This is a genomic window from Maribacter sp. R77961 (genome assembly GCF_044594925.1).
Lineage (GTDB): Bacteria > Bacteroidota > Bacteroidia > Flavobacteriales > Flavobacteriaceae > Maribacter.
On the sequence record NZ_CP138991.1, the window covers coordinates 1,267,510 to 1,284,639 of the forward strand.

A 17,130-nucleotide genomic window follows, 5' to 3' on the forward strand; every position below is an offset into this window, starting at 1 on the left:
AATATGAGTAAAGAAGTTTCCGTTTTTTGGTTTAGAAGAGATTTACGGCTTGATGATAATATTGGATTTCTCCAAGCACTTAAAAGTGACTTTCCAGTACTGCCTATTTTCATTTTTGATACTAAAATTTTAGACAAGTTACCTAAAGATGATGCGAGGGTTACCTTTATCCATAATACCCTTCAGGACATGCGGTCTACTTTACAGGAAGAAAACGATAGCTCTATTGGACTTTATTACAACAACCCAAAACAAGTATTTAAAGACCTTTTAGATGAATATGATGTAAAAGCAGTATTCACAAATCATGATTACGAGCCATATGCAACCAAGCGGGATGAGGAAGTAAAGTATTTTTTAGGGGAGCAAGAAATTCCATTTCATACTTTTAAAGACCAGGTTATTTTTGAGAAAAGTGAAGTCGTAAAAGATGACGGTGACCCCTATGTAGTTTACACCCCCTACAAGAATAAATGGAAATCTAAATTTAATGCAGACCATCTAACTGTACATTACACAAGTCAATACAGGGGTAATCTCATAACCCATTCAAGATTACCCAACCTTTCCTTGTCTGACATGGGGTTTGAGACATCAAAAATAAAAGTGCCAGAATATACGGTTACCCCTACCCTGATAAATAATTATGAGGATACACGAAATTTTCCAGCGATTGAAAATGGAACCTCAAGATTAGGACCTCATTTAAGATTTGGTACGGTTTCCGTTCGCAAAATGATGAAAAAAGCCATAGCGGAAGAAAACGAAATCTTTTGGAGCGAACTGATTTGGAGAGAATTCTTTATGCAAATCCTATGGCATTTTCCCCATACGAACAACACAGCGTTTCGTTCAAAATACGACCGCATCGAATGGAGAAACAATGAGGATGAATTTGAAAAATGGAAAAATGGCATGACAGGTTATGCGTTGGTAGACGCGGGAATGCGAGAGCTCAACGCTACCGGTTACATGCACAATAGGGTTCGTATGTTAGTTGCAAGTTTCCTTTGCAAACATCTCTTGATAGATTGGCGCTGGGGCGAAACCTATTTTGCAGAAAAATTATTGGATTATGATATGAGCGCTAATGTTGGTAATTGGCAATGGGCGGCAGGCAGTGGTGTTGATGCTGCTCCGTATTTTAGGATTTTTAACCCTATGACACAGATTGATAAATTTGATAAACAAAAAGAATACATCAATAAATGGGTGCCAGAGCTACAAGAACTAACCTACCCTTCTAAAATGGTTGACCATAAAATGGCTCGTGAGCGTTGTTTAAAAACGTATAAAGAAGCCGTAAGCTAGTCAAAATTAAGACTGGATAATTGATTATTCAATTGCTGTTTCTCTATAACTCTTCGCTTTAGAATATTTACATAATTCAATGCCATATTATTGCCATAATCAGCGTAGGCTTTGGAAGCCCAAGCAATAGCTTCTTCTAAATTACCATTTATCTCATTGATTATGGCCATATTGTAGTAGGCACGTCCGGCTACTTTCATTTTTGGATTGTTAATTTCTTGTTCCCATAAATCAGCAGCACCGTTCCAATCACCGGTCTGCGCCCTTCTTCTAGCGATGGAAAATTTATCTGTTCCGCGAACAAAATAATCCCTCGCCACTCTTCTTCTTAAGGGTTTGGTATGTAGTCCATAACGGCCACCTAAATTATTGCTAATCTGCTGCACGCCTTCTTTTCGGCCAATTATTGCTTCAATCGCTTTTACCGGATTGATCCCTGCTCCTCTTGAGGTAAGATAGTCTTTAGTAATATACTCATCTAACAACGTTTTCTCCACCGGGTCATAAACACGCCAACCATTTTTTATAACGGTGTTTAACTGCACCTTATGTCCGGGTACCTTTGCTTCGATTCCTAAATTATTCGGTATAGTTACCATACTTAGCTCATAGTCCGCGGTAGTGTCAGTGTCATAAAATTCAAGTGAAAACAAAATATCCACATCATATGTTTTGCATATATTTTCAACGGTCTCCCAAGAAAGTGCAGCCGGAAAAACACTAAGGCCTTTTCGTTGCGAATCGATATCCGTTATTATTTCAACTTTATCAAAACGCTTTCCTCGTGTCAATTCATCGGACAAGCCAATAATGGCCGCCTGCGCTCCTTCTTTGTCTAAATTTTTTCCTTCTAAGGAAAGTATTTTATCTATTTCATCCACTACCTTATTACCCTCGGATGGTATACTTCTGTTTATAATTCCAATTTTCGTAATATCCGAACTTAAAGGAAGTTTAGCAGGCTCTGTAACACCCATTGTTAAACGATTGGTGGCACTACAAGCACCCAAGCACATAAATAAAACAACAAACACAGTTAACCGAAGTATACTTTTCATAATAATTAGAATTATGTGTAATTAGTTGAATACTAACGATTATAGGGTCGATAAATTGTAGTAATAGCAAGAATAGCAACTTGTTTATTTAATGAAAGAGACTAATTAGCGTTGCCTAAAATGATTGATGTTTTGATGATATAACTATTCAGATAAAGAAAAAAGACCTTTAAACGAACTTCTTTTCCATGACCTAACGTCGTATATTTATACGACAATATTGTGCCAAGAATGAATCGCTATTTACTTTCTATCGATTTTGTAAAAACTGAACTATTATGGTAGTTGTTTGGTTCAAAAGGGACTTAAGACTTTTAGACCATGAACCGCTCGTAAAGGCCATTAGAACAGGGTTTCCTATACTATTTGTGTTTAGTTTTGAACCCTTATGGACAACAGATACGCATTACAGCAATAAACATATCAATTTTATCAAGGAAAGTTTATCGGACCTACAACGGCAACTAAGTTTTTATAATACCAAGGTTTTGGTAACAAATAAGTCCATTATTAACATCTTTAAAACCTTACACCAACAACAGAAAATAACGCATATATTTTCGCACCAAGAAACCGGCATGCGCATTACCTATGACCGAGATATTGCGGTATCTAAATGGTGTAATCGGTATGGAATTCAATGGGATGAAAGTACTCAAAATGGTATTTTTAGAGGAAGACGAGATAGAAAACAGTGGAAAGAAGATTGGGTTTCCTTCATTAATGCGGATATCTGGAAGCCGAAAATGGAAAGAGGCAGGTTTTATACTACCACTGCTATAGATTCTTTGATGGAAAAATTCTTCACCCCAGTTTCTTTAAAAACCACGAGCAACCCAAAAATTCAGAAAGGAGGCACACGATATGCAGTGAAATATCTCGACTCTTTTTTAAACGAACGTATAAAAGGATATAATAGTAATTATTCAAAACCCGCTACTTCAAGACTTCACAGTAGCCGATTATCTCCTTATCTGGCATGGGGTAATTTATCTACACGACAGGTCTGCCAATACGCGGCGGGGCATAAAAAGAGTGCTGAGCACAAGCGCAATCTAAGTTCTTTTCTATCGCGCATGCGATGGCAAGCACACTTCGTTCAAAAGTTTGAAATGGAAGGAGCTATGGAGTTTAGAAGTTTAAATAAGGGATATCATCAATTAGAAAAAGAAATAAAACCAGATTTACAGCAAGCATGGCGCGATGGAAAGACTGGTGTGCCATTAATCGATGCTGCCATGCGCTGTTTAATGGAAACTGGTTTTGTGAATTTTAGGCTACGTGCCATGCTAGCTTCTTTCTTTACGCATCTCCTTTGGCAACCTTGGCAAGATTGCACGGAACATTTGGCCCAGCATTTTCTAGATTTTGAGCCAGGAATACATTTTCCGCAATTGAATATGCAATCTGGTGAAACAGGTGTTAATACCATTAGAATATACAACCCTATAAAAAATAGTAAAGAACATGACCCAGACGGTGTTTTCATTAAAAAATGGGTGCTAGAACTAAAGGAACTACCCTCCCAATATATTCATGAACCATGGAAAATTCCACCAATGGAACAAGGCTTTTTAGACTTTGTTATCGGTAAAGACTATCCAGAACCCATAGTATGTTTAAAAACGATGCGAAAATTTGCCGGAGACGCTTTGTATGCTTTCAAAAAGAACAAAAAGACCCAATTAGAAAGTAAAAGAATCGTAAAAAAGCATACGCTTCCAGGAAGACCTGTTTGGGATTGATCCTACCTATAATACAGACGATATTTTAAACTACTTTGATTATCTTTAGATTCACTAGAAATGATAATAACCAAAAGAACCCTTTAATAATGAAAAATACGATTTTAACCACTTTTGTAATACTGTCCTGTTTTCTTGTATCAGGACAAAAATTATCTAAAAACAAAAAAGCCATTATAGCTTCGGTAGAAAACCACAAGAACGAACTTATTAAAATAAGCGATTCTATTTGGGCTTTAGCGGAGACGGCTTTTAATGAAACTGGCTCTTCTAAAATCTTAGCAGATTATGCCGAAAAAAACGGACTTAAAGTCACTCGCGGAGTTGCAGATATCCCAACCGCATTTACGGCTACTTATGGCTCAGGAAAGCCAGTTATTAGTATTCTAGGAGAATTTGATGCCCTTCCGGGTATTTCACAAAAAACAACTCCTGTAAAAGAACCTTACAAAGAGGGAGCAGCAGGGCATGGTTGCGGGCATAATATGTTCGGCACTTCAAGTTTGGGGGCCGCTATTGCTATAAAGGAGTTGATGGATGCAGGTAAAATAAAGGGTACTGTAAAGTTTTTAGGAACTCCGGCCGAAGAAAAATACTTTGCCAAAGTTTGGATGGTAAAAGCAGGACTTTGGGACGATGTAGACGTGAACGTTAGCTGGCACCCATCATCAGGTATTGAAGCTGATGTACAGAGTGGTTTATCCTTAATTGATTTTATCGTAGAATTCTACGGGCAAACAGCACATGCCTCCGCAGACCCTTGGAACGGAAAAAGTGCTTCCGATGCCTTAGAACTTTATACAACAGGAATCAATTATTACAGAGAACATATACTACCCAGTTCTAGAATACACTATCACATACAAGATGGTGGTCAGGTAGTAAATGTAGTTCCTGATTATGCCAAGCTATGGGTTCGCGTACGTGACCCAAAACGAAAGATAATGCTACCCACCTACGAACGCGTTAAAGCAATGGCAGAAGGGGCAGCTATAATGGCGGACGTAGATTACAAAATATCTTTGGTTTCTGGTATCTATGAAACCTTGGTAAACCGGTCCGGAGGAGAAATAATGCAAGCCAACCTAGAATTGCTTGGACCAATTACATATACCGAAGAAGAAACTGCATTTGGCAAGGCCATACAAAAAGCTACAGGAAAACCAGAAGTGGGTATGGATAGTAATATTTATCCGTTAAAAGAAACCGAGGAAACGCCCGGTGGCGGTTCTACAGATGTTGGTGATGTTAGTTGGAATGTTCCCAACATTAACTTAGGCGTAACCGTTGCTCCAAAAGACACGCCTTGGCACTCTTGGGCGGTAGTTGCCTGTGGAGGAATGTCTATAGGACACAAAGGAATGGTATATGCTTCTAAAGCTATGGGGATGACGATGTTAGATTTGTTCGAAAATCCAAAAATGGTAACCAAAGTAAAAGAAGAGTTTAAGACAAGAAAAGGAAATGAAGTTTACGAGCCAATGATTGATGGTCCTGCACCAATCAATGGTAATTAATTAATATTAAAAAAGATTGCTATGTTCGGATTATTTAAAAAGAAATCAGAAAAAGAAAAATTAGAAGAAAAATACAAACAACTAATGAAGGAAGCCTTTGACCTTTCTAAGAGTAACCGCTCCGCTAGTGATGGTAAATATGCCGAGGCAGATAAGGTTCAAAAAGAAATAGAAGCTTTAGAAAAGTAAATAAGTTATTCCTTTATACACTAAGTCCTGTACCATATGAAAAAAATAAGTATTCTTATTGCATTAATCATTAGTTGCACTATTTCAGCGCAGTCCTTTGACTTTAAAATAGACCATTTTGCGATAGTTGTAGATGATGTAGACAAGAGCGCAGATTTTTATGGTACTATTCTAAACCTTGTGGAAACGCCGCATCCAGATAAAAAACCTGGGTTTCGATGGTTCATAATAAATGGAAATTCACAAATACACCTTATCCAAAAGGAATTTACACCTTTTGAAAAAAACAAATCCATGCATTTATGTTTGGCAACGCAAGATTTAGATGGTGTTATAGCTAACCTTAAAAAGAATAATATCAAATTTTGGGATTGGCCAGGGAAAGAAAGCGCAATAACCCTAAGAACAGATGGTGTCAAACAGATTTACATACAGGATCCAGATGATTATTGGATAGAAATCAATACTGCGCAGCATTAAAACAGCTAACGTAACTAATTTGGTGCCTACTTAATTATTTGAAACCGATTTTGAACTTAAAATATGAGTAATCCTATTCAACAAATTTTTCAGCTAGGCTTTCCTTGGCAAACGCAAGACCCTTTCCTGTTCTGTGTATATCATTTGGATCGCTATCCCAAAGGTAATGGGGAAATGGGACCAGACGCCTCATTAGATGGTCGGAATTTAGGTAATGATTTTACTTTGAAAGATGGCTGGCGCATGTACCATGGAGAAAGTATCCCAGGCTTCCCAGCGCATCCGCATCGAGGTTTCGAGACTATTACCATTGTCAATAAAGGTTTTTGTGACCATTCTGATTCATTAGGTGCGGCTGGAAGATTTGGCCAAGGTGATGTGCAATGGATGACTGCCGGAAGCGGAGTACAGCACTCCGAGATGTTTCCACTACTGAATACTGAAAAAGAAAATACGCTAGAATTATTTCAAATATGGCTCAATTTGCCTAAGGCTAATAAATTTGTGCCCCCACATTTTAAAATGTTGTGGCATGAGGATATTCCGGTCATAAAAACGGATTCGGCTTTAATTAAAGTCATTGCTGGGGATTATTCCAAGACAAAAGCTCCAGAACCCGCTCCTGACTCTTGGGCCGCTGTAAATGCCAATGAAGTGGCCATTTGGAATATTCAAATTGATGCCGGGAAGCGTTTTGCACTACCAAAAGCCTCTCAAAAACTTAGTCGTACCTTATATTTTTATGAAGGAGATACCATTACAATTGATGGCCAAGAAATAGCCCCTAACCATGGCATTCAATTGAATGCCCTACAAGATGTTGAAATCACCGCGCTCAAAAAAGAGGCTTCCCTCCTACTTTTGCAAGGTAAACCCATAGCCGAACCAGTTGCTAAGTACGGGCCATTTGTAATGAATTCTGATGACGAGATACAGCATGCAATGCAAGAATACCAACTCACCCAATTTGGTGGTTGGCCTTGGCAGTACCCGGACAATGTGCACGATGCAGATAAAGGCAGGTTTGCAAAATACCCGGATGGTAAACTAATTGAAAAATAGTGAAAACAACACTAAAATTAGCAGCAATTTACAACCTGCTTTGGGGTGCTTGGGTAGTATTATTTCCCAATCACTTTTTTGAAATTGTAGGTATGGAACCATTAAATCATCCTATGGTTTGGCAAGGAATGGGAATGGTTATAGGTGTTTATGGTTTAGGATACTGGTGGGCTTCTTATGACCCCATGCGTCATTGGCCTATAGTAGCCGTAGGGTTTCTTGGTAAAATCTTTGGTCCCTTAGGTTTTTTATTTAATTATCAGCAAGACCTTGTCCCGTTTGAGTTTATATATACCTTAATAACCAATGATTTCATTTGGTGGATTCCGTTTTTTCTTATCTTAAAAAAGGTTCATTACGACTATAAATGGAAGTTAACCTAATCAAAAAAACCTTTGTAACAATTTTAGGAGCTTTTTTCATTTTTGCAGGAAGCTATCACTTTATTAACCCAAATTTTTATTTAGGGCTTATTCCCGATTATTTGCCACTGCCAGTGGCAATTAACTATGTAGTAGGCATACTAGAAATAGTATTAGGTATTTTCGTGTTAATTCCAAAATATAGAAAAGTTGGTGGTTATGGCATCATATTGCTTTTAATATTACTTATACCCTCACACGTTTTTTTCATTCAAATTGGTTCCTGTGTGCCAGATAGTCTCTGTGTTCCCAACTGGTTATCTTGGAGTAGGTTAATTGTTATTCACCCTTTACTGGTTTACTGGGCCTATCGCGTAGCTAAAAACTAAATTTTATGATACTTCAACTTATAAGAATACTTAGTGATTTTGGATTGGTTGTACTCATTTGGATGGTACAATTAATCATTTATCCAAGCTTTGCCCGTTACACCACTAAGAACTTACTTCCTTGGCATAGGGTGTATGCCAAAAGATTGTCTGCCATAGTAATACCATTAATGTTTACACAATTATTCGCAATAGCATATCAACTTTACAGAAGTCAGGAATTCTATACTTATTTGAGCGCCGTTCTGGTTGTTTTAGTATGGATAGCTACCTTCACTAAATTTGTACCACTTCACAACAATATTGCTAAAGATTATAACGTACAGGATTCTGTAAAAAAACTGATACAAGGCAATTGGATAAGAACTGTTTTGTGGACAGTTTTATTTTTAGTATCGCTATGGAATATGCTTGGCAGTTAAATACGTGTAATCTTGGCTCCAATAGCACGCAAACGTTCGTCTATATTTTCATAACCGCGATCTATCTGTTCTATGTTATGAATTGTAGAAGTTCCTTTTGCAGACAGTGCAGCAATTAAAAGCGATACACCTGCTCTAATATCTGGAGAGGTCATCGTTGTAGCCTTTAGACTAGATTTAAAATCGTGCCCCATAACAGCAGCCCTATGCGGGTCGCAAAGAATAATTTTAGCACCCATATCCAAAAGTTTATCTACAAAGAACAATCGGCTTTCGAACATTTTTTGATGAATAACTACTTCACCCCTTGCCTGTGTAGACATCACAAGGATAATACTCAATAAATCTGGTGTTAATCCTGGCCAAGGCGCATCAGCAATAGTTAGGATAGAACCGTCTATATAGTTTTGAATTTCATATCCGTCTTTATGTTGAGGTATGTAGATATCATCGCCTTTTCGTTCCAGTTGAATACCAAGTTTTCTAAAAACAGTAGGTATCTGTCCTAAATCGTCCCAACTTACGTTTTTGATGGTAAGCTCACTTTTTGTCATTGCGGCAAGGCCTATCCAACTTCCAATTTCAATCATATCCGGAAGCATGGTGTGCTCCGTACCACCTAATTCCTTTACCCCGTCTATTACTAAAAGGTTTGAACCAACACCAGAGATTTTTGCTCCCATACGGTTCAACATCTTACAGAGCTGTTGCAAATATGGTTCACAGGCTGCATTGTAAATAGTGGTCTGACCTTCTGCCAAAACAGCGGCCATAACAATATTTGCAGTTCCGGTTACGGAGGCTTCATCTAAAAGCATATAAGTACCTTTTAGCTTTTTAGCTTCTACACCATAAAAATATTCTTCACGGTTGTACCTGAATTTAGCACCTAATTTGATAAAACCTTCAAAGTGCGTATCTAGCCTACGCCTACCTATTTTGTCTCCGCCTGGTTTTGGGATATACCCTTTACCAAATCTTGCCAATAAAGGTCCTACCAACATTATAGAACCTCTTAGTCCTCTGCCGTCTTTTTTAAACTGATCAGATTGTAAGTAATCTAAATTTATATCGTCCGCCTTAAAGGTATAGGAACCCTTCCCTTTTTTTTGAATCTTAACACCCAAGTCCTCTAAAAGAGCAATGAGTTTGTTAACATCTACAATATCAGGGATGTTATGTATGTATACCTTTTCTGGAGTTAGAAGTACGGCACAAAGAATTTGTAAAGCTTCATTTTTGGCACCTTGAGGTGTTATTTCACCTGAAAGTTGGTGACCACCTTCTATTCTGAATGTTCCCATCTATGTTAGAAGAGATTTAGTAGCGTTTTTTACCGCGATTATTATTTCTTTGATTTTTCTTATTGGAGCTAGACCTTGGATTCTTGGCCACTCTGTTCTTTAAGAACTGTCCACTATCGGTTAGACTTTCGCCATCGGCAGCCAAATCAATTTGTCCATCGCTCAACTCAAAAAGATGTTTGAATATAGTTGAATCATCTACCACATCTTTGTTCCAATTCAGGTAACATTTTTTCATGTGATTGGCAATCGTATACTCCAATCCTGAACGCTTATCACCTTTTTCCCAACTCACGGCAACGTCAATCATTCTTTTAATATTGTTCCCGTAAAAACGATATTTTGGAAAATTTTGTGGATACTCTAAGGGTTCGGGTCGTTTTTGTAATATTTCCTTTGAAGTTATCGGGAAAGGAGACTCTACATCCAACTTAAAATCGGACATGATGAACAACTGATCCCATAACTTATGCTGAAAATCCGGAACATCACGTAAATGAGGCTGTAAATTCCCCATTACACTTATAATGGAGTTGGCAATCTTATTTCTTTCTGCCGGGTCTTCTATAGAGACGGCATAATCTACCATCTTTTGAAAATGACGCCCATATTCAGGTATGATTAAATGTGGACGCTCTGTATTATATTCTAGGTTTTCTACTAAATCCAAATTGGGAAGTTTTACTTTAAAATTGTTTGAAGAAGTATTCTTATAACGCCTGCAAAATAAGAAAATTATAAGTTAAATACTATTTTACAAGGAGATTACGCCCTCTATGGCTCCTACTTCTTTATATTTTTGAATTACTTGATCTGGGTTTTCTAGATTTACAGTGATAGATACGCTTGTATATTTACCCTTTTTAGATTTTTTTGATTCGATTACTGCTCCAGTGTTATCAAAAATACGATGTATTTGTTTAATTTTTTCTTCATCTGAAAGCACAATAAACTTATAGAGATAATTAGAGGGCCACGAACTACTGTCTAACAATTGTTCTTTTAAACGTGTGTAAAACTCCTCTGAATTCTTATCGGCCATTATATCAATTTTAACTGCAAAGATAAGCGGAATGTATTAGTTTTTAAATGCTATATCGTTTGTCTACTTTTGTAATTATAATCTAAGCATTTGGAGCGTAAAAGAATAGTAATAACCGGAGGTCCTGGCACTGGAAAAACGGTAATCATCAAAGCCCTTGAAGAATCTGGGCATTATTGTTTTCATGAGATTATACGTAGTATGACGCTTGAAGCTAAGAAGGAATGGGACTTAGAGACAAAAGGAACTAATCCAATAGCTTTTGTAGATGATTCCAAATCGTTTAATATTAAGCTTCTTGACGGGCGCCGTGAACAGTTTAAAAAAGCTAGTGAATTAGATAACGAGATTACTTTTTATGATAGAGGAATGCCAGATGTGATAGCATATATGGACTATTTTGAGCAGTCTTATGAAGACAATTTTCGCAAAACTTGTGAGCAGCACAAATACGACCAAGCTTTTATCTTGCCGCCTTGGAAGGATATTTATGTACAAGACAATGAGCGCTTAGAGAGTTACGGCCAAGCGACTGAAATACATCATCATCTTATGAATACTTATACTTCTTTGGGCTATAAAGTTATTGAAGTTCCCTTTGCAAGCGTAGAAGATAGGATGCAGTTTATCCTCAATAAAATCCAAAAATAGATAATGAACAAAAGCCCGGAAGACGTTCTAGAACAACACTGGGGTTTTACACAGTTCAGAGGTTCCCAGAAAATACTTATTCAGGCCGCTTTAGATGGTAATGATGTTCTTGGGTTACTGCCTACCGGTGGCGGAAAGTCTATTTGTTTTCAAGTTCCGGCAATGATGAAGAAAGGAATCTGCATTGTTATTTCCCCACTAATTGCACTTATCCAAAATCAGGTAGAAGGACTCAAAAAACTAGGAATTAAAGCCATTGGCTTAACCGGGGGGTTACGCCAGGAAGAAATAGGAAACTTATTGGACAACTGTATATATGGTAACTATAAGTTCCTTTACCTGTCACCAGAACGTTTATCTCAAGAACTTGTGCAACAACGTATTGCGCAAATGAACGTTAACCTTCTCGTCATAGACGAGGCTCATTGTATATCTCAATGGGGGCATGACTTTAGACCTGCCTACCTAATCTGTAACACGTTAAGAGCCCTGCAGCCCAATATTCCTATAATGGCACTTACAGCGACCGCAACATCTAGAGTAGCTAAAGATATTATCGAAAAACTGGAGTTAAGCTCCCCATTGATACAAAAAGATTCCTTTTTAAGAAAGAATATTGCATTCAGGGTAGTTTTAGAACAGGATAAAAAATACAGGTTAAGACAGTACTGCTCAGCGATCAATAGTAGCGGAATAGTCTATGTTAGGACCAGAAGACTGGCAGAAGAACTATCCAAACATCTTTTAGAAAATAAAATTTCAGCAACGTTTTATCATGGAGGAGTCCCTCAAAAAGAGAAAAAAGAAAAACTGGAAAAATGGCTTCAAAATAAGGTTAAAATTATGGTGGCCACTAATGCTTTTGGCATGGGTATAGACAAACCAGATGTGTCTTTGGTCCTACATTATCAGATACCGGATTGTATAGAAAATTATTTTCAGGAAGCTGGTAGAGCAGGTAGAGACGGAAATAAGGCGAATGCAATTTTAATAACTAACGATAATGACAAAGAACAGGTAAAGAATCAGTTTTTAAGCACGCTTCCGGATAAAGCATTAGTTAAACTCGTATATAACAAGCTTAACAATTACTTTCAAATTGCTTACGGAGAGTTTAACACTGAAAAGTATCAGCTTAATTTTAACGATTTCTGTGCTACTTATAAACTAAATACTTTACTCACTTATAATGCACTTAACATTCTTGACAGAAACTCGGTCATCTCTCTGATAACTGCTTTCTCAAGAAAGTCTACTGTTCAATTTATAACAGATAAGGAAACGCTCTTCGACTATTTAAAAAATAATACGTCCATTTCAGAAATCATTCGAACCGTTTTAAGGACCTACGGAGGCATTTTTGAACATGAAATAAAGATAAATACCGCACTGTTATCAAAAAAACTAAAACTCAGCGAAAAAAAAGTAACAGGCGTTCTGGAGAAACTTTCACAAGACGGACTCATCATCTATAAAGGCAAACATAGCGATCTCGAAATTTCTTTTTTAGTACCACGAGAAGATGATTTGACGATAAACAAATTCGCTTCGCATTTAAAGGAGCAAAATAACCTCAAAACTTATCATGTCAACCAAATGCTGGCTTACATAGCTAACCATAGGCACTGCAGGAGCAAACAGCTCTTACAGTATTTTGGAGAAAAAGCAACGAAACCATGTGGAATATGCGATGTTTGCATAAGCAAAGAGAATACAGAAGAATTATCAAAGCATGTTCAAAAAGACATTCTGACACTATTAAAATCAAACCCTTCTTCATCTCGGACACTACAAAAGATATTAAATATAGAGCCTAATATTATCTTATTAGCATTACAGGGTTTACTTGAAAATGGAAAAATCAAACTGAACTCAAAAAATCAATATACGGTTTAGGCAATCCTAGTATAAACAGTAATGTTACATTCGACATGTAATACTCTGACACTAAAAATTAGAAATGAAAGAATTAAGAATAGTATTTATGGGAACGCCAGAATTTGCAGTTGGCGTACTTGATGCCCTAGTGAAGCAACACTATAATATAGTTGGTGTCCTGACTGCGCCCGATCGCCCAGCAGGAAGAGGAAGAAAGTTAAAGGAGTCCGCTCTAAAAAAATACGCTTCTGAAAAAGAACTGACCATTCTGCAACCAACTAATCTAAAAAGCGAGGAATTCCTTAAAACATTGGAAAATTTAAAAGCAAACCTACAAATTGTAGTAGCGTTTAGAATGCTACCAAAGAAAGTGTGGGCAATGCCAACATACGGAACCTTTAATTTACATGCCTCTCTTTTACCTCAATACAGAGGGGCGGCACCTATTAATTGGGCTATTATGAATGGGGAGACCAAAACCGGGGTAACAACGTTTTTCATTGATGAGAAAATAGATACAGGGGCTATTATATTACAAGAAGAAGCACCTATATATGAAAATGATAATGCGGAAAATTTACATGATAGACTTATGGATTTAGGAGGAGCGTTAGTACTAAAAACTGTGAAACGTATAAAAGAAGGTAATTTTGAAACAACGCTGCAAGAAGATACGGAAGACTTGAAACTAGCGCACAAACTTAATAAGGATACCTGTAAGATAGATTGGGATAGCCCTCTGAAAGAAGTGTATGATTTCATCAGAGGTCTTAGTCCGTACCCGGCCGCTTGGTCAACATTACATAATAAGGATGAAAAACTATTGACTAAAATATTTAAGACCAAAATACAAATAGAGAAACATGATTTAAAACCGGGAACGATACTTTGTACTAAAAAAGAAATGAAGGTGGCACTAAGTAATGGTTATTTAAATCTCTTAGAAATACAGTTACAAGGTAAAAAAAGAATGGCGGTACGAGATGTTCTCAATGGACTAGAAATTACCCAAAATGCATATTTTGCCTAAAGCCCCGTGTTTATTGGGCTGCGAGAAACGTAAAAAACGCCCTACTTTATCAACAAACAGCCTGAGTTATCAACAAAACAGGGGATTTCCCTGTGTTTTACTTGTGTTCGTCGTAAATCCATATAAATTTGTCTAAGGTTTAAAATTATTTTTAACAACAATTAATTTAATCACATTATGAACAAAACAGAATTGATCGATGCAATGGCAGCAGACGCTGGCATCACAAAAGCGGCGGCTAAAAAGTCATTAGAGTCTTTCTTAGGAAATGTTGAAGGTTCTTTGAAAAAAGGAAACAGAGTTTCTTTAGTAGGTTTCGGATCTTGGTCCGTATCTAGAAGAAATGCAAGAGAAGGTAGAAACCCATCTACAGGTAAAACTATCCAAATTGCAGCTAAAAATGTTGTTAAGTTTAAAGCAGGTGCTGATTTAGGTAATGCTGTAAACTAGTCTATAAGTATATCTTATTTAATTAAAAGCGCTTATTTTAAGCGCTTTTTTTTATGCCGTATTTTTGATTTTATGGGAATTATCTTATTTTAGATAAAGCGACAAGGATAAAATGGTTTATTTAAAACCCAAAAAAGGAAAACTTTTAATTGCTGAACCCTCATTGACAGGAGACGTTTCTTTCAATAGGTCAGTTGTTCTTTTGGCGGAACACAACGAAGAGGGATCAGTAGGATTTATCTTAAACAAGCCGCTAGAGTATCAGATAAGCGACTTGGTAACAGAAATACTAATTCCGTTTCAGGTCTATAATGGCGGCCCCGTAGAACAGGACAACCTCTATTTTATACACAAGGTACCCCACCTTATTGATAATAGCGTTGAGATATCTGATGGTATCTATTGGGGTGGTGATTTTGAAAAGACTGTTGCACTCATCAATGAAAAGGTAATCTCCGAGGATGATATTCGTTTCTTTCTAGGATATTCTGGGTGGTCTTCCTTGCAATTGGATGAAGAACTATCATCAAAATCTTGGATTGTTGTTAAAAATGAACACGAAAGTCAAATCATAAAAAAATCTTCCGATGCTTTTTGGAAAGAAAAAATGATCGAACTTGGCGGAGACTATGTCATTTGGTCCAATGCTCCTGAAAACCCAAGTTTGAATTAAGTTATACTTGTAAACGTACCGCAGCATTTAGTTTCCCAATTAACTCAGTACTAGTTTTAGTGCTATAGGCCTTTTTTCTGTATTTCGTAATCGGAATTATCCCCTTTATACTATTGGTTATAAATAGCTCGTCCGCTTTTTGAAGTTCAAAAGGGGAAATACTCTCTTCCACTATTTGAAACTTGTCCAATTTCCCAAGTATGCCAATAAGTTTTTTTCTTAATACACCATCCAAGCAACCATCTTGTAATGGTGGGGTTTTGATCTTTGCCCCAGATACCAAGAAAAGGTTTCCATTCAATGCTTCAACTACCTGTTTCTGATTATTCAATAGAAGGCAATTATCATAGCCATTTTCTTTAGCAAAAACACTGCCTACAACGTTTAGAGCTTTGTTATTTGTCTTTAGATTGGATAACATATCCTTATTCACAAAAAAATCCTTAAAAAGTTCAACCTCATACAAACGATTACTAATGGTGTAGAAAACGTCCGTTAGTTCTTTTGTCTCTATGAAATAGGAAATTTCATTGGTAAGGGGCAAGTAAAGTCCACCGTCTTTTCTAAAAACGGTTAAACGTACCCTTTGCGCAGCACCAGAAGGATTGGCAACTACAGTTTTTAAGATTTCAGATTCTAAAAATTCCATGGTGAAATTCATGGGTATTTCCATGCGTAAAATACGCATAGAGGCCATTAACCTCAAATAATGCTCTTCCAGAAAATATATATGATTATTAACAACCCGAATAGATTCAAACAAAGAATCTCCATATCGTAATCCTCTGTTGTCATGATTAAGATAATTGCTGTCCTTCGCTACCAAAGAACCATTAAAATTCACCATTAAAAAAGCCTTAAATAAATTAAGGCTCAAAGATACTGTAATTGCGCTAAATCTATTTTGAACCTAAGACTTGTTTTAAGTCAGAAATTTGATTTCCCCATAACATTTTAGATTCTTCTAGCTCATCTTCTTCAGCAAAGTCGGTTATAAAAAGGGAAACGTCCTTTGTTATTTCATCTACTATTATTTTCATTTCAAAATAGGAATCGTCATCATTTTCGTCCCAAGAAAAACGTACAAACTCATCTGTCTTTTTCTTTAACAGTTTTGCTTCTTCCTCTGCCCCGTCCCATATAAATATAAATTTCTCTCCTCTTGAATTTACGTTATCGGCAAACCACTCCGAAAGTCCTGATGGTGTAGCCAAATATTGATATAACAGTTGTGGAGAGGACTGTATAACGTATTCTATCTCAAATTTTATTTTATCATTCATTCCAACATCTTTATAGTGCCCAATATATATATTTCTAAATGATAAAAAAACAAAAGATGCTTATTATTTTTAAGTAGCTATTGTTGAAGAACAGGAAATTTAACTTTATATTTGCAGCCGTTTTAAAATCTAGTCAGAGCATCATCGGAAAAAAATGCTGACGTTCTGAATGGTTTAAAAACAATCAAAATATGGCGAGGTAGCTCAGCTGGTTAGAGCGTCGGATTCATAACCCGGAGGCCGAGGGTTCAAGTCCCTCTCTCGCTACAAGATGATAGTTAAGA

20 protein-coding genes and 1 tRNA gene are annotated in these 17,130 nt (G+C 36.8%); 15 read left to right on the forward strand and 6 right to left on the reverse strand.

Going from position 1 to position 17,130, the window contains the following annotated elements; genetic code table 11:
• Nucleotides 1–3: 3 nt before the first annotated feature.
• Complete coding sequence (locus SJY09_RS05575) at nucleotides 4–1,311, forward strand: cryptochrome/photolyase family protein (protein ID WP_396637975.1); 1,308 nt, start codon at nucleotides 4–6, stop codon at nucleotides 1,309–1,311.
• Here SJY09_RS05575 and SJY09_RS05580 read toward each other — a convergent pair.
• Nucleotides 1,308–2,369 (reverse strand): DUF6340 family protein, encoded by a 1,062-nt coding sequence (locus tag SJY09_RS05580; RefSeq protein WP_396637976.1) that lies wholly within the window; start codon nucleotides 2,367–2,369, stop codon nucleotides 1,308–1,310. The two genes, SJY09_RS05575 and SJY09_RS05580, sit on opposite strands and share 4 nt — an antisense overlap.
• Before the next feature lie 278 nt (nucleotides 2,370–2,647).
• Between SJY09_RS05580 and SJY09_RS05585 the strand changes: the two genes are divergently transcribed.
• The 8 genes from SJY09_RS05585 (at nucleotide 2,648) to SJY09_RS05620 (ending at nucleotide 8,535) form a co-directional block, all read left to right on the forward strand.
• On the forward strand, nucleotides 2,648–4,114 hold the full coding sequence (locus SJY09_RS05585; RefSeq protein WP_396637977.1) for a deoxyribodipyrimidine photo-lyase/cryptochrome family protein: 1,467 nt from the start codon (nucleotides 2,648–2,650) through the stop codon (nucleotides 4,112–4,114).
• An 89-nt stretch (nucleotides 4,115–4,203) separates the two neighbouring features.
• The gene (locus SJY09_RS05590) at nucleotides 4,204–5,631 is read left to right on the forward strand and encodes an amidohydrolase (RefSeq protein ID WP_396637978.1); all 1,428 of its coding nucleotides are present in this window, start codon (nucleotides 4,204–4,206) and stop codon (nucleotides 5,629–5,631) included.
• Between the two features lie 21 nt (nucleotides 5,632–5,652).
• Nucleotides 5,653–5,820 carry a Lacal_2735 family protein gene (locus tag SJY09_RS05595; protein ID WP_396637979.1) on the forward strand — a complete coding sequence of 56 codons (168 nt, stop codon included), beginning with the start codon at nucleotides 5,653–5,655 and terminating at the stop codon, nucleotides 5,818–5,820.
• Between the two features lie 36 nt (nucleotides 5,821–5,856).
• Nucleotides 5,857–6,300, forward strand: coding sequence for a VOC family protein (locus tag SJY09_RS05600; protein ID WP_396637980.1), 444 nt, complete (start codon nucleotides 5,857–5,859; stop codon nucleotides 6,298–6,300).
• Between the two features lie 63 nt (nucleotides 6,301–6,363).
• A complete protein-coding gene (locus SJY09_RS05605; RefSeq protein WP_396637981.1) occupies nucleotides 6,364–7,362 on the forward strand; it encodes a pirin family protein in 999 nt (332 codons plus the stop codon).
• Nucleotides 7,362–7,745, forward strand: coding sequence for an alkyl hydroperoxide reductase (locus SJY09_RS05610; RefSeq protein WP_396637982.1), 384 nt, complete (start codon nucleotides 7,362–7,364; stop codon nucleotides 7,743–7,745). The genes SJY09_RS05605 and SJY09_RS05610 overlap by 1 nt, the downstream gene beginning before the upstream one ends.
• A complete protein-coding gene (locus SJY09_RS05615) occupies nucleotides 7,730–8,113 on the forward strand; it encodes a MauE/DoxX family redox-associated membrane protein (RefSeq protein ID WP_396637983.1) in 384 nt (127 codons plus the stop codon). The genes SJY09_RS05610 and SJY09_RS05615 overlap by 16 nt, the downstream gene beginning before the upstream one ends.
• Nucleotides 8,114–8,118: 5 nt before the next feature.
• Nucleotides 8,119–8,535 carry a hypothetical protein gene (locus SJY09_RS05620; RefSeq protein ID WP_396637984.1) on the forward strand — a complete coding sequence of 139 codons (417 nt, stop codon included), beginning with the start codon at nucleotides 8,119–8,121 and terminating at the stop codon, nucleotides 8,533–8,535.
• On the opposite strand, the gene murA is transcribed toward SJY09_RS05620, so the two are convergent.
• The 3 genes from murA to SJY09_RS05635 all read right to left on the reverse strand — a co-directional run bounded on the left by murA (nucleotide 8,532) and on the right by SJY09_RS05635 (nucleotide 10,881).
• Nucleotides 8,532–9,839 carry a UDP-N-acetylglucosamine 1-carboxyvinyltransferase gene (gene murA, locus SJY09_RS05625; protein WP_396637985.1) on the reverse strand — a complete coding sequence of 436 codons (1,308 nt, stop codon included), beginning with the start codon at nucleotides 9,837–9,839 and terminating at the stop codon, nucleotides 8,532–8,534. The genes SJY09_RS05620 and murA overlap by 4 nt on opposite strands.
• A gap of 16 nt (nucleotides 9,840–9,855) precedes the next feature.
• A complete protein-coding gene (locus tag SJY09_RS05630; RefSeq protein ID WP_396637986.1) occupies nucleotides 9,856–10,509 on the reverse strand; it encodes a DUF4290 domain-containing protein in 654 nt (217 codons plus the stop codon).
• Nucleotides 10,510–10,593: 84 nt separating this feature from the next.
• A complete protein-coding gene (locus SJY09_RS05635) occupies nucleotides 10,594–10,881 on the reverse strand; it encodes a DUF493 family protein (protein ID WP_396637987.1) in 288 nt (95 codons plus the stop codon).
• A 90-nt stretch (nucleotides 10,882–10,971) separates the two neighbouring features.
• Here SJY09_RS05635 and SJY09_RS05640 point away from each other — a divergent pair, with 90 nt between their 5' ends.
• The 5 genes from SJY09_RS05640 to SJY09_RS05660 all read left to right on the forward strand — a co-directional run bounded on the left by SJY09_RS05640 (nucleotide 10,972) and on the right by SJY09_RS05660 (nucleotide 15,563).
• A complete protein-coding gene (locus SJY09_RS05640) occupies nucleotides 10,972–11,532 on the forward strand; it encodes an AAA family ATPase (RefSeq protein ID WP_396637988.1) in 561 nt (186 codons plus the stop codon).
• A 3-nt stretch (nucleotides 11,533–11,535) separates the two neighbouring features.
• Nucleotides 11,536–13,428, forward strand: coding sequence for an ATP-dependent DNA helicase RecQ (locus SJY09_RS05645; protein ID WP_396637989.1), 1,893 nt, complete (start codon nucleotides 11,536–11,538; stop codon nucleotides 13,426–13,428).
• A gap of 64 nt (nucleotides 13,429–13,492) precedes the next feature.
• Complete coding sequence (gene fmt, locus SJY09_RS05650; RefSeq protein WP_396637990.1) at nucleotides 13,493–14,440, forward strand: methionyl-tRNA formyltransferase; 948 nt, start codon at nucleotides 13,493–13,495, stop codon at nucleotides 14,438–14,440.
• A 177-nt stretch (nucleotides 14,441–14,617) separates the two neighbouring features.
• Nucleotides 14,618–14,890, forward strand: coding sequence for an HU family DNA-binding protein (locus tag SJY09_RS05655; protein ID WP_099574663.1), 273 nt, complete (start codon nucleotides 14,618–14,620; stop codon nucleotides 14,888–14,890).
• A 112-nt stretch (nucleotides 14,891–15,002) separates the two neighbouring features.
• The gene (locus SJY09_RS05660) at nucleotides 15,003–15,563 is read left to right on the forward strand and encodes a YqgE/AlgH family protein (RefSeq protein WP_396637991.1); all 561 of its coding nucleotides are present in this window, start codon (nucleotides 15,003–15,005) and stop codon (nucleotides 15,561–15,563) included.
• A gap of 1 nt (nucleotide 15,564) precedes the next feature.
• On the opposite strand, the gene SJY09_RS05665 is transcribed toward SJY09_RS05660, so the two are convergent.
• A complete protein-coding gene (locus SJY09_RS05665) occupies nucleotides 15,565–16,410 on the reverse strand; it encodes an aminotransferase class IV (RefSeq protein WP_396637992.1) in 846 nt (281 codons plus the stop codon).
• Between the two features lie 52 nt (nucleotides 16,411–16,462).
• Nucleotides 16,463–16,846, reverse strand: coding sequence for an START-like domain-containing protein (locus tag SJY09_RS05670; RefSeq protein ID WP_396637993.1), 384 nt, complete (start codon nucleotides 16,844–16,846; stop codon nucleotides 16,463–16,465).
• Between the two features lie 193 nt (nucleotides 16,847–17,039).
• Here SJY09_RS05670 and SJY09_RS05675 point away from each other — a divergent pair.
• Nucleotides 17,040–17,113: transfer RNA gene (locus SJY09_RS05675), tRNA-Met, on the forward strand.
• Nucleotides 17,114–17,130 lie beyond the last annotated feature (17 nt).

Bases quoted from the DNA above. Each gene is read 5' to 3' on its own strand.
- SJY09_RS05575 (WP_396637975.1), top strand. From the start codon at position 4: ATGAGTAAAGAAGTTTCCGTTTTTTGGTTTAGAAGAGATTTACGGCTT.
- SJY09_RS05580 (WP_396637976.1), bottom strand. From the start codon at position 2,369: ATGAAAAGTATACTTCGGTTAACTGTGTTTGTTGTTTTATTTATGTGC.
- SJY09_RS05585 (WP_396637977.1), top strand. From the start codon at position 2,648: ATGGTAGTTGTTTGGTTCAAAAGGGACTTAAGACTTTTAGACCATGAA.
- SJY09_RS05590 (WP_396637978.1), top strand. From the start codon at position 4,204: ATGAAAAATACGATTTTAACCACTTTTGTAATACTGTCCTGTTTTCTT.
- SJY09_RS05595 (WP_396637979.1), top strand. From the start codon at position 5,653: ATGTTCGGATTATTTAAAAAGAAATCAGAAAAAGAAAAATTAGAAGAA.
- SJY09_RS05600 (WP_396637980.1), top strand. From the start codon at position 5,857: ATGAAAAAAATAAGTATTCTTATTGCATTAATCATTAGTTGCACTATT.
- SJY09_RS05605 (WP_396637981.1), top strand. From the start codon at position 6,364: ATGAGTAATCCTATTCAACAAATTTTTCAGCTAGGCTTTCCTTGGCAA.
- SJY09_RS05615 (WP_396637983.1), top strand. From the start codon at position 7,730: ATGGAAGTTAACCTAATCAAAAAAACCTTTGTAACAATTTTAGGAGCT.
- SJY09_RS05620 (WP_396637984.1), top strand. From the start codon at position 8,119: ATGATACTTCAACTTATAAGAATACTTAGTGATTTTGGATTGGTTGTA.
- murA (WP_396637985.1), bottom strand. From the start codon at position 9,839: ATGGGAACATTCAGAATAGAAGGTGGTCACCAACTTTCAGGTGAAATA.
- SJY09_RS05635 (WP_396637987.1), bottom strand. From the start codon at position 10,881: ATGGCCGATAAGAATTCAGAGGAGTTTTACACACGTTTAAAAGAACAA.
- SJY09_RS05645 (WP_396637989.1), top strand. From the start codon at position 11,536: ATGAACAAAAGCCCGGAAGACGTTCTAGAACAACACTGGGGTTTTACA.
- fmt (WP_396637990.1), top strand. From the start codon at position 13,493: ATGAAAGAATTAAGAATAGTATTTATGGGAACGCCAGAATTTGCAGTT.
- SJY09_RS05655 (WP_099574663.1), top strand. From the start codon at position 14,618: ATGAACAAAACAGAATTGATCGATGCAATGGCAGCAGACGCTGGCATC.
- SJY09_RS05660 (WP_396637991.1), top strand. From the start codon at position 15,003: ATGGTTTATTTAAAACCCAAAAAAGGAAAACTTTTAATTGCTGAACCC.
- SJY09_RS05665 (WP_396637992.1), bottom strand. From the start codon at position 16,410: ATGGTGAATTTTAATGGTTCTTTGGTAGCGAAGGACAGCAATTATCTT.
- SJY09_RS05670 (WP_396637993.1), bottom strand. From the start codon at position 16,846: ATGAATGATAAAATAAAATTTGAGATAGAATACGTTATACAGTCCTCT.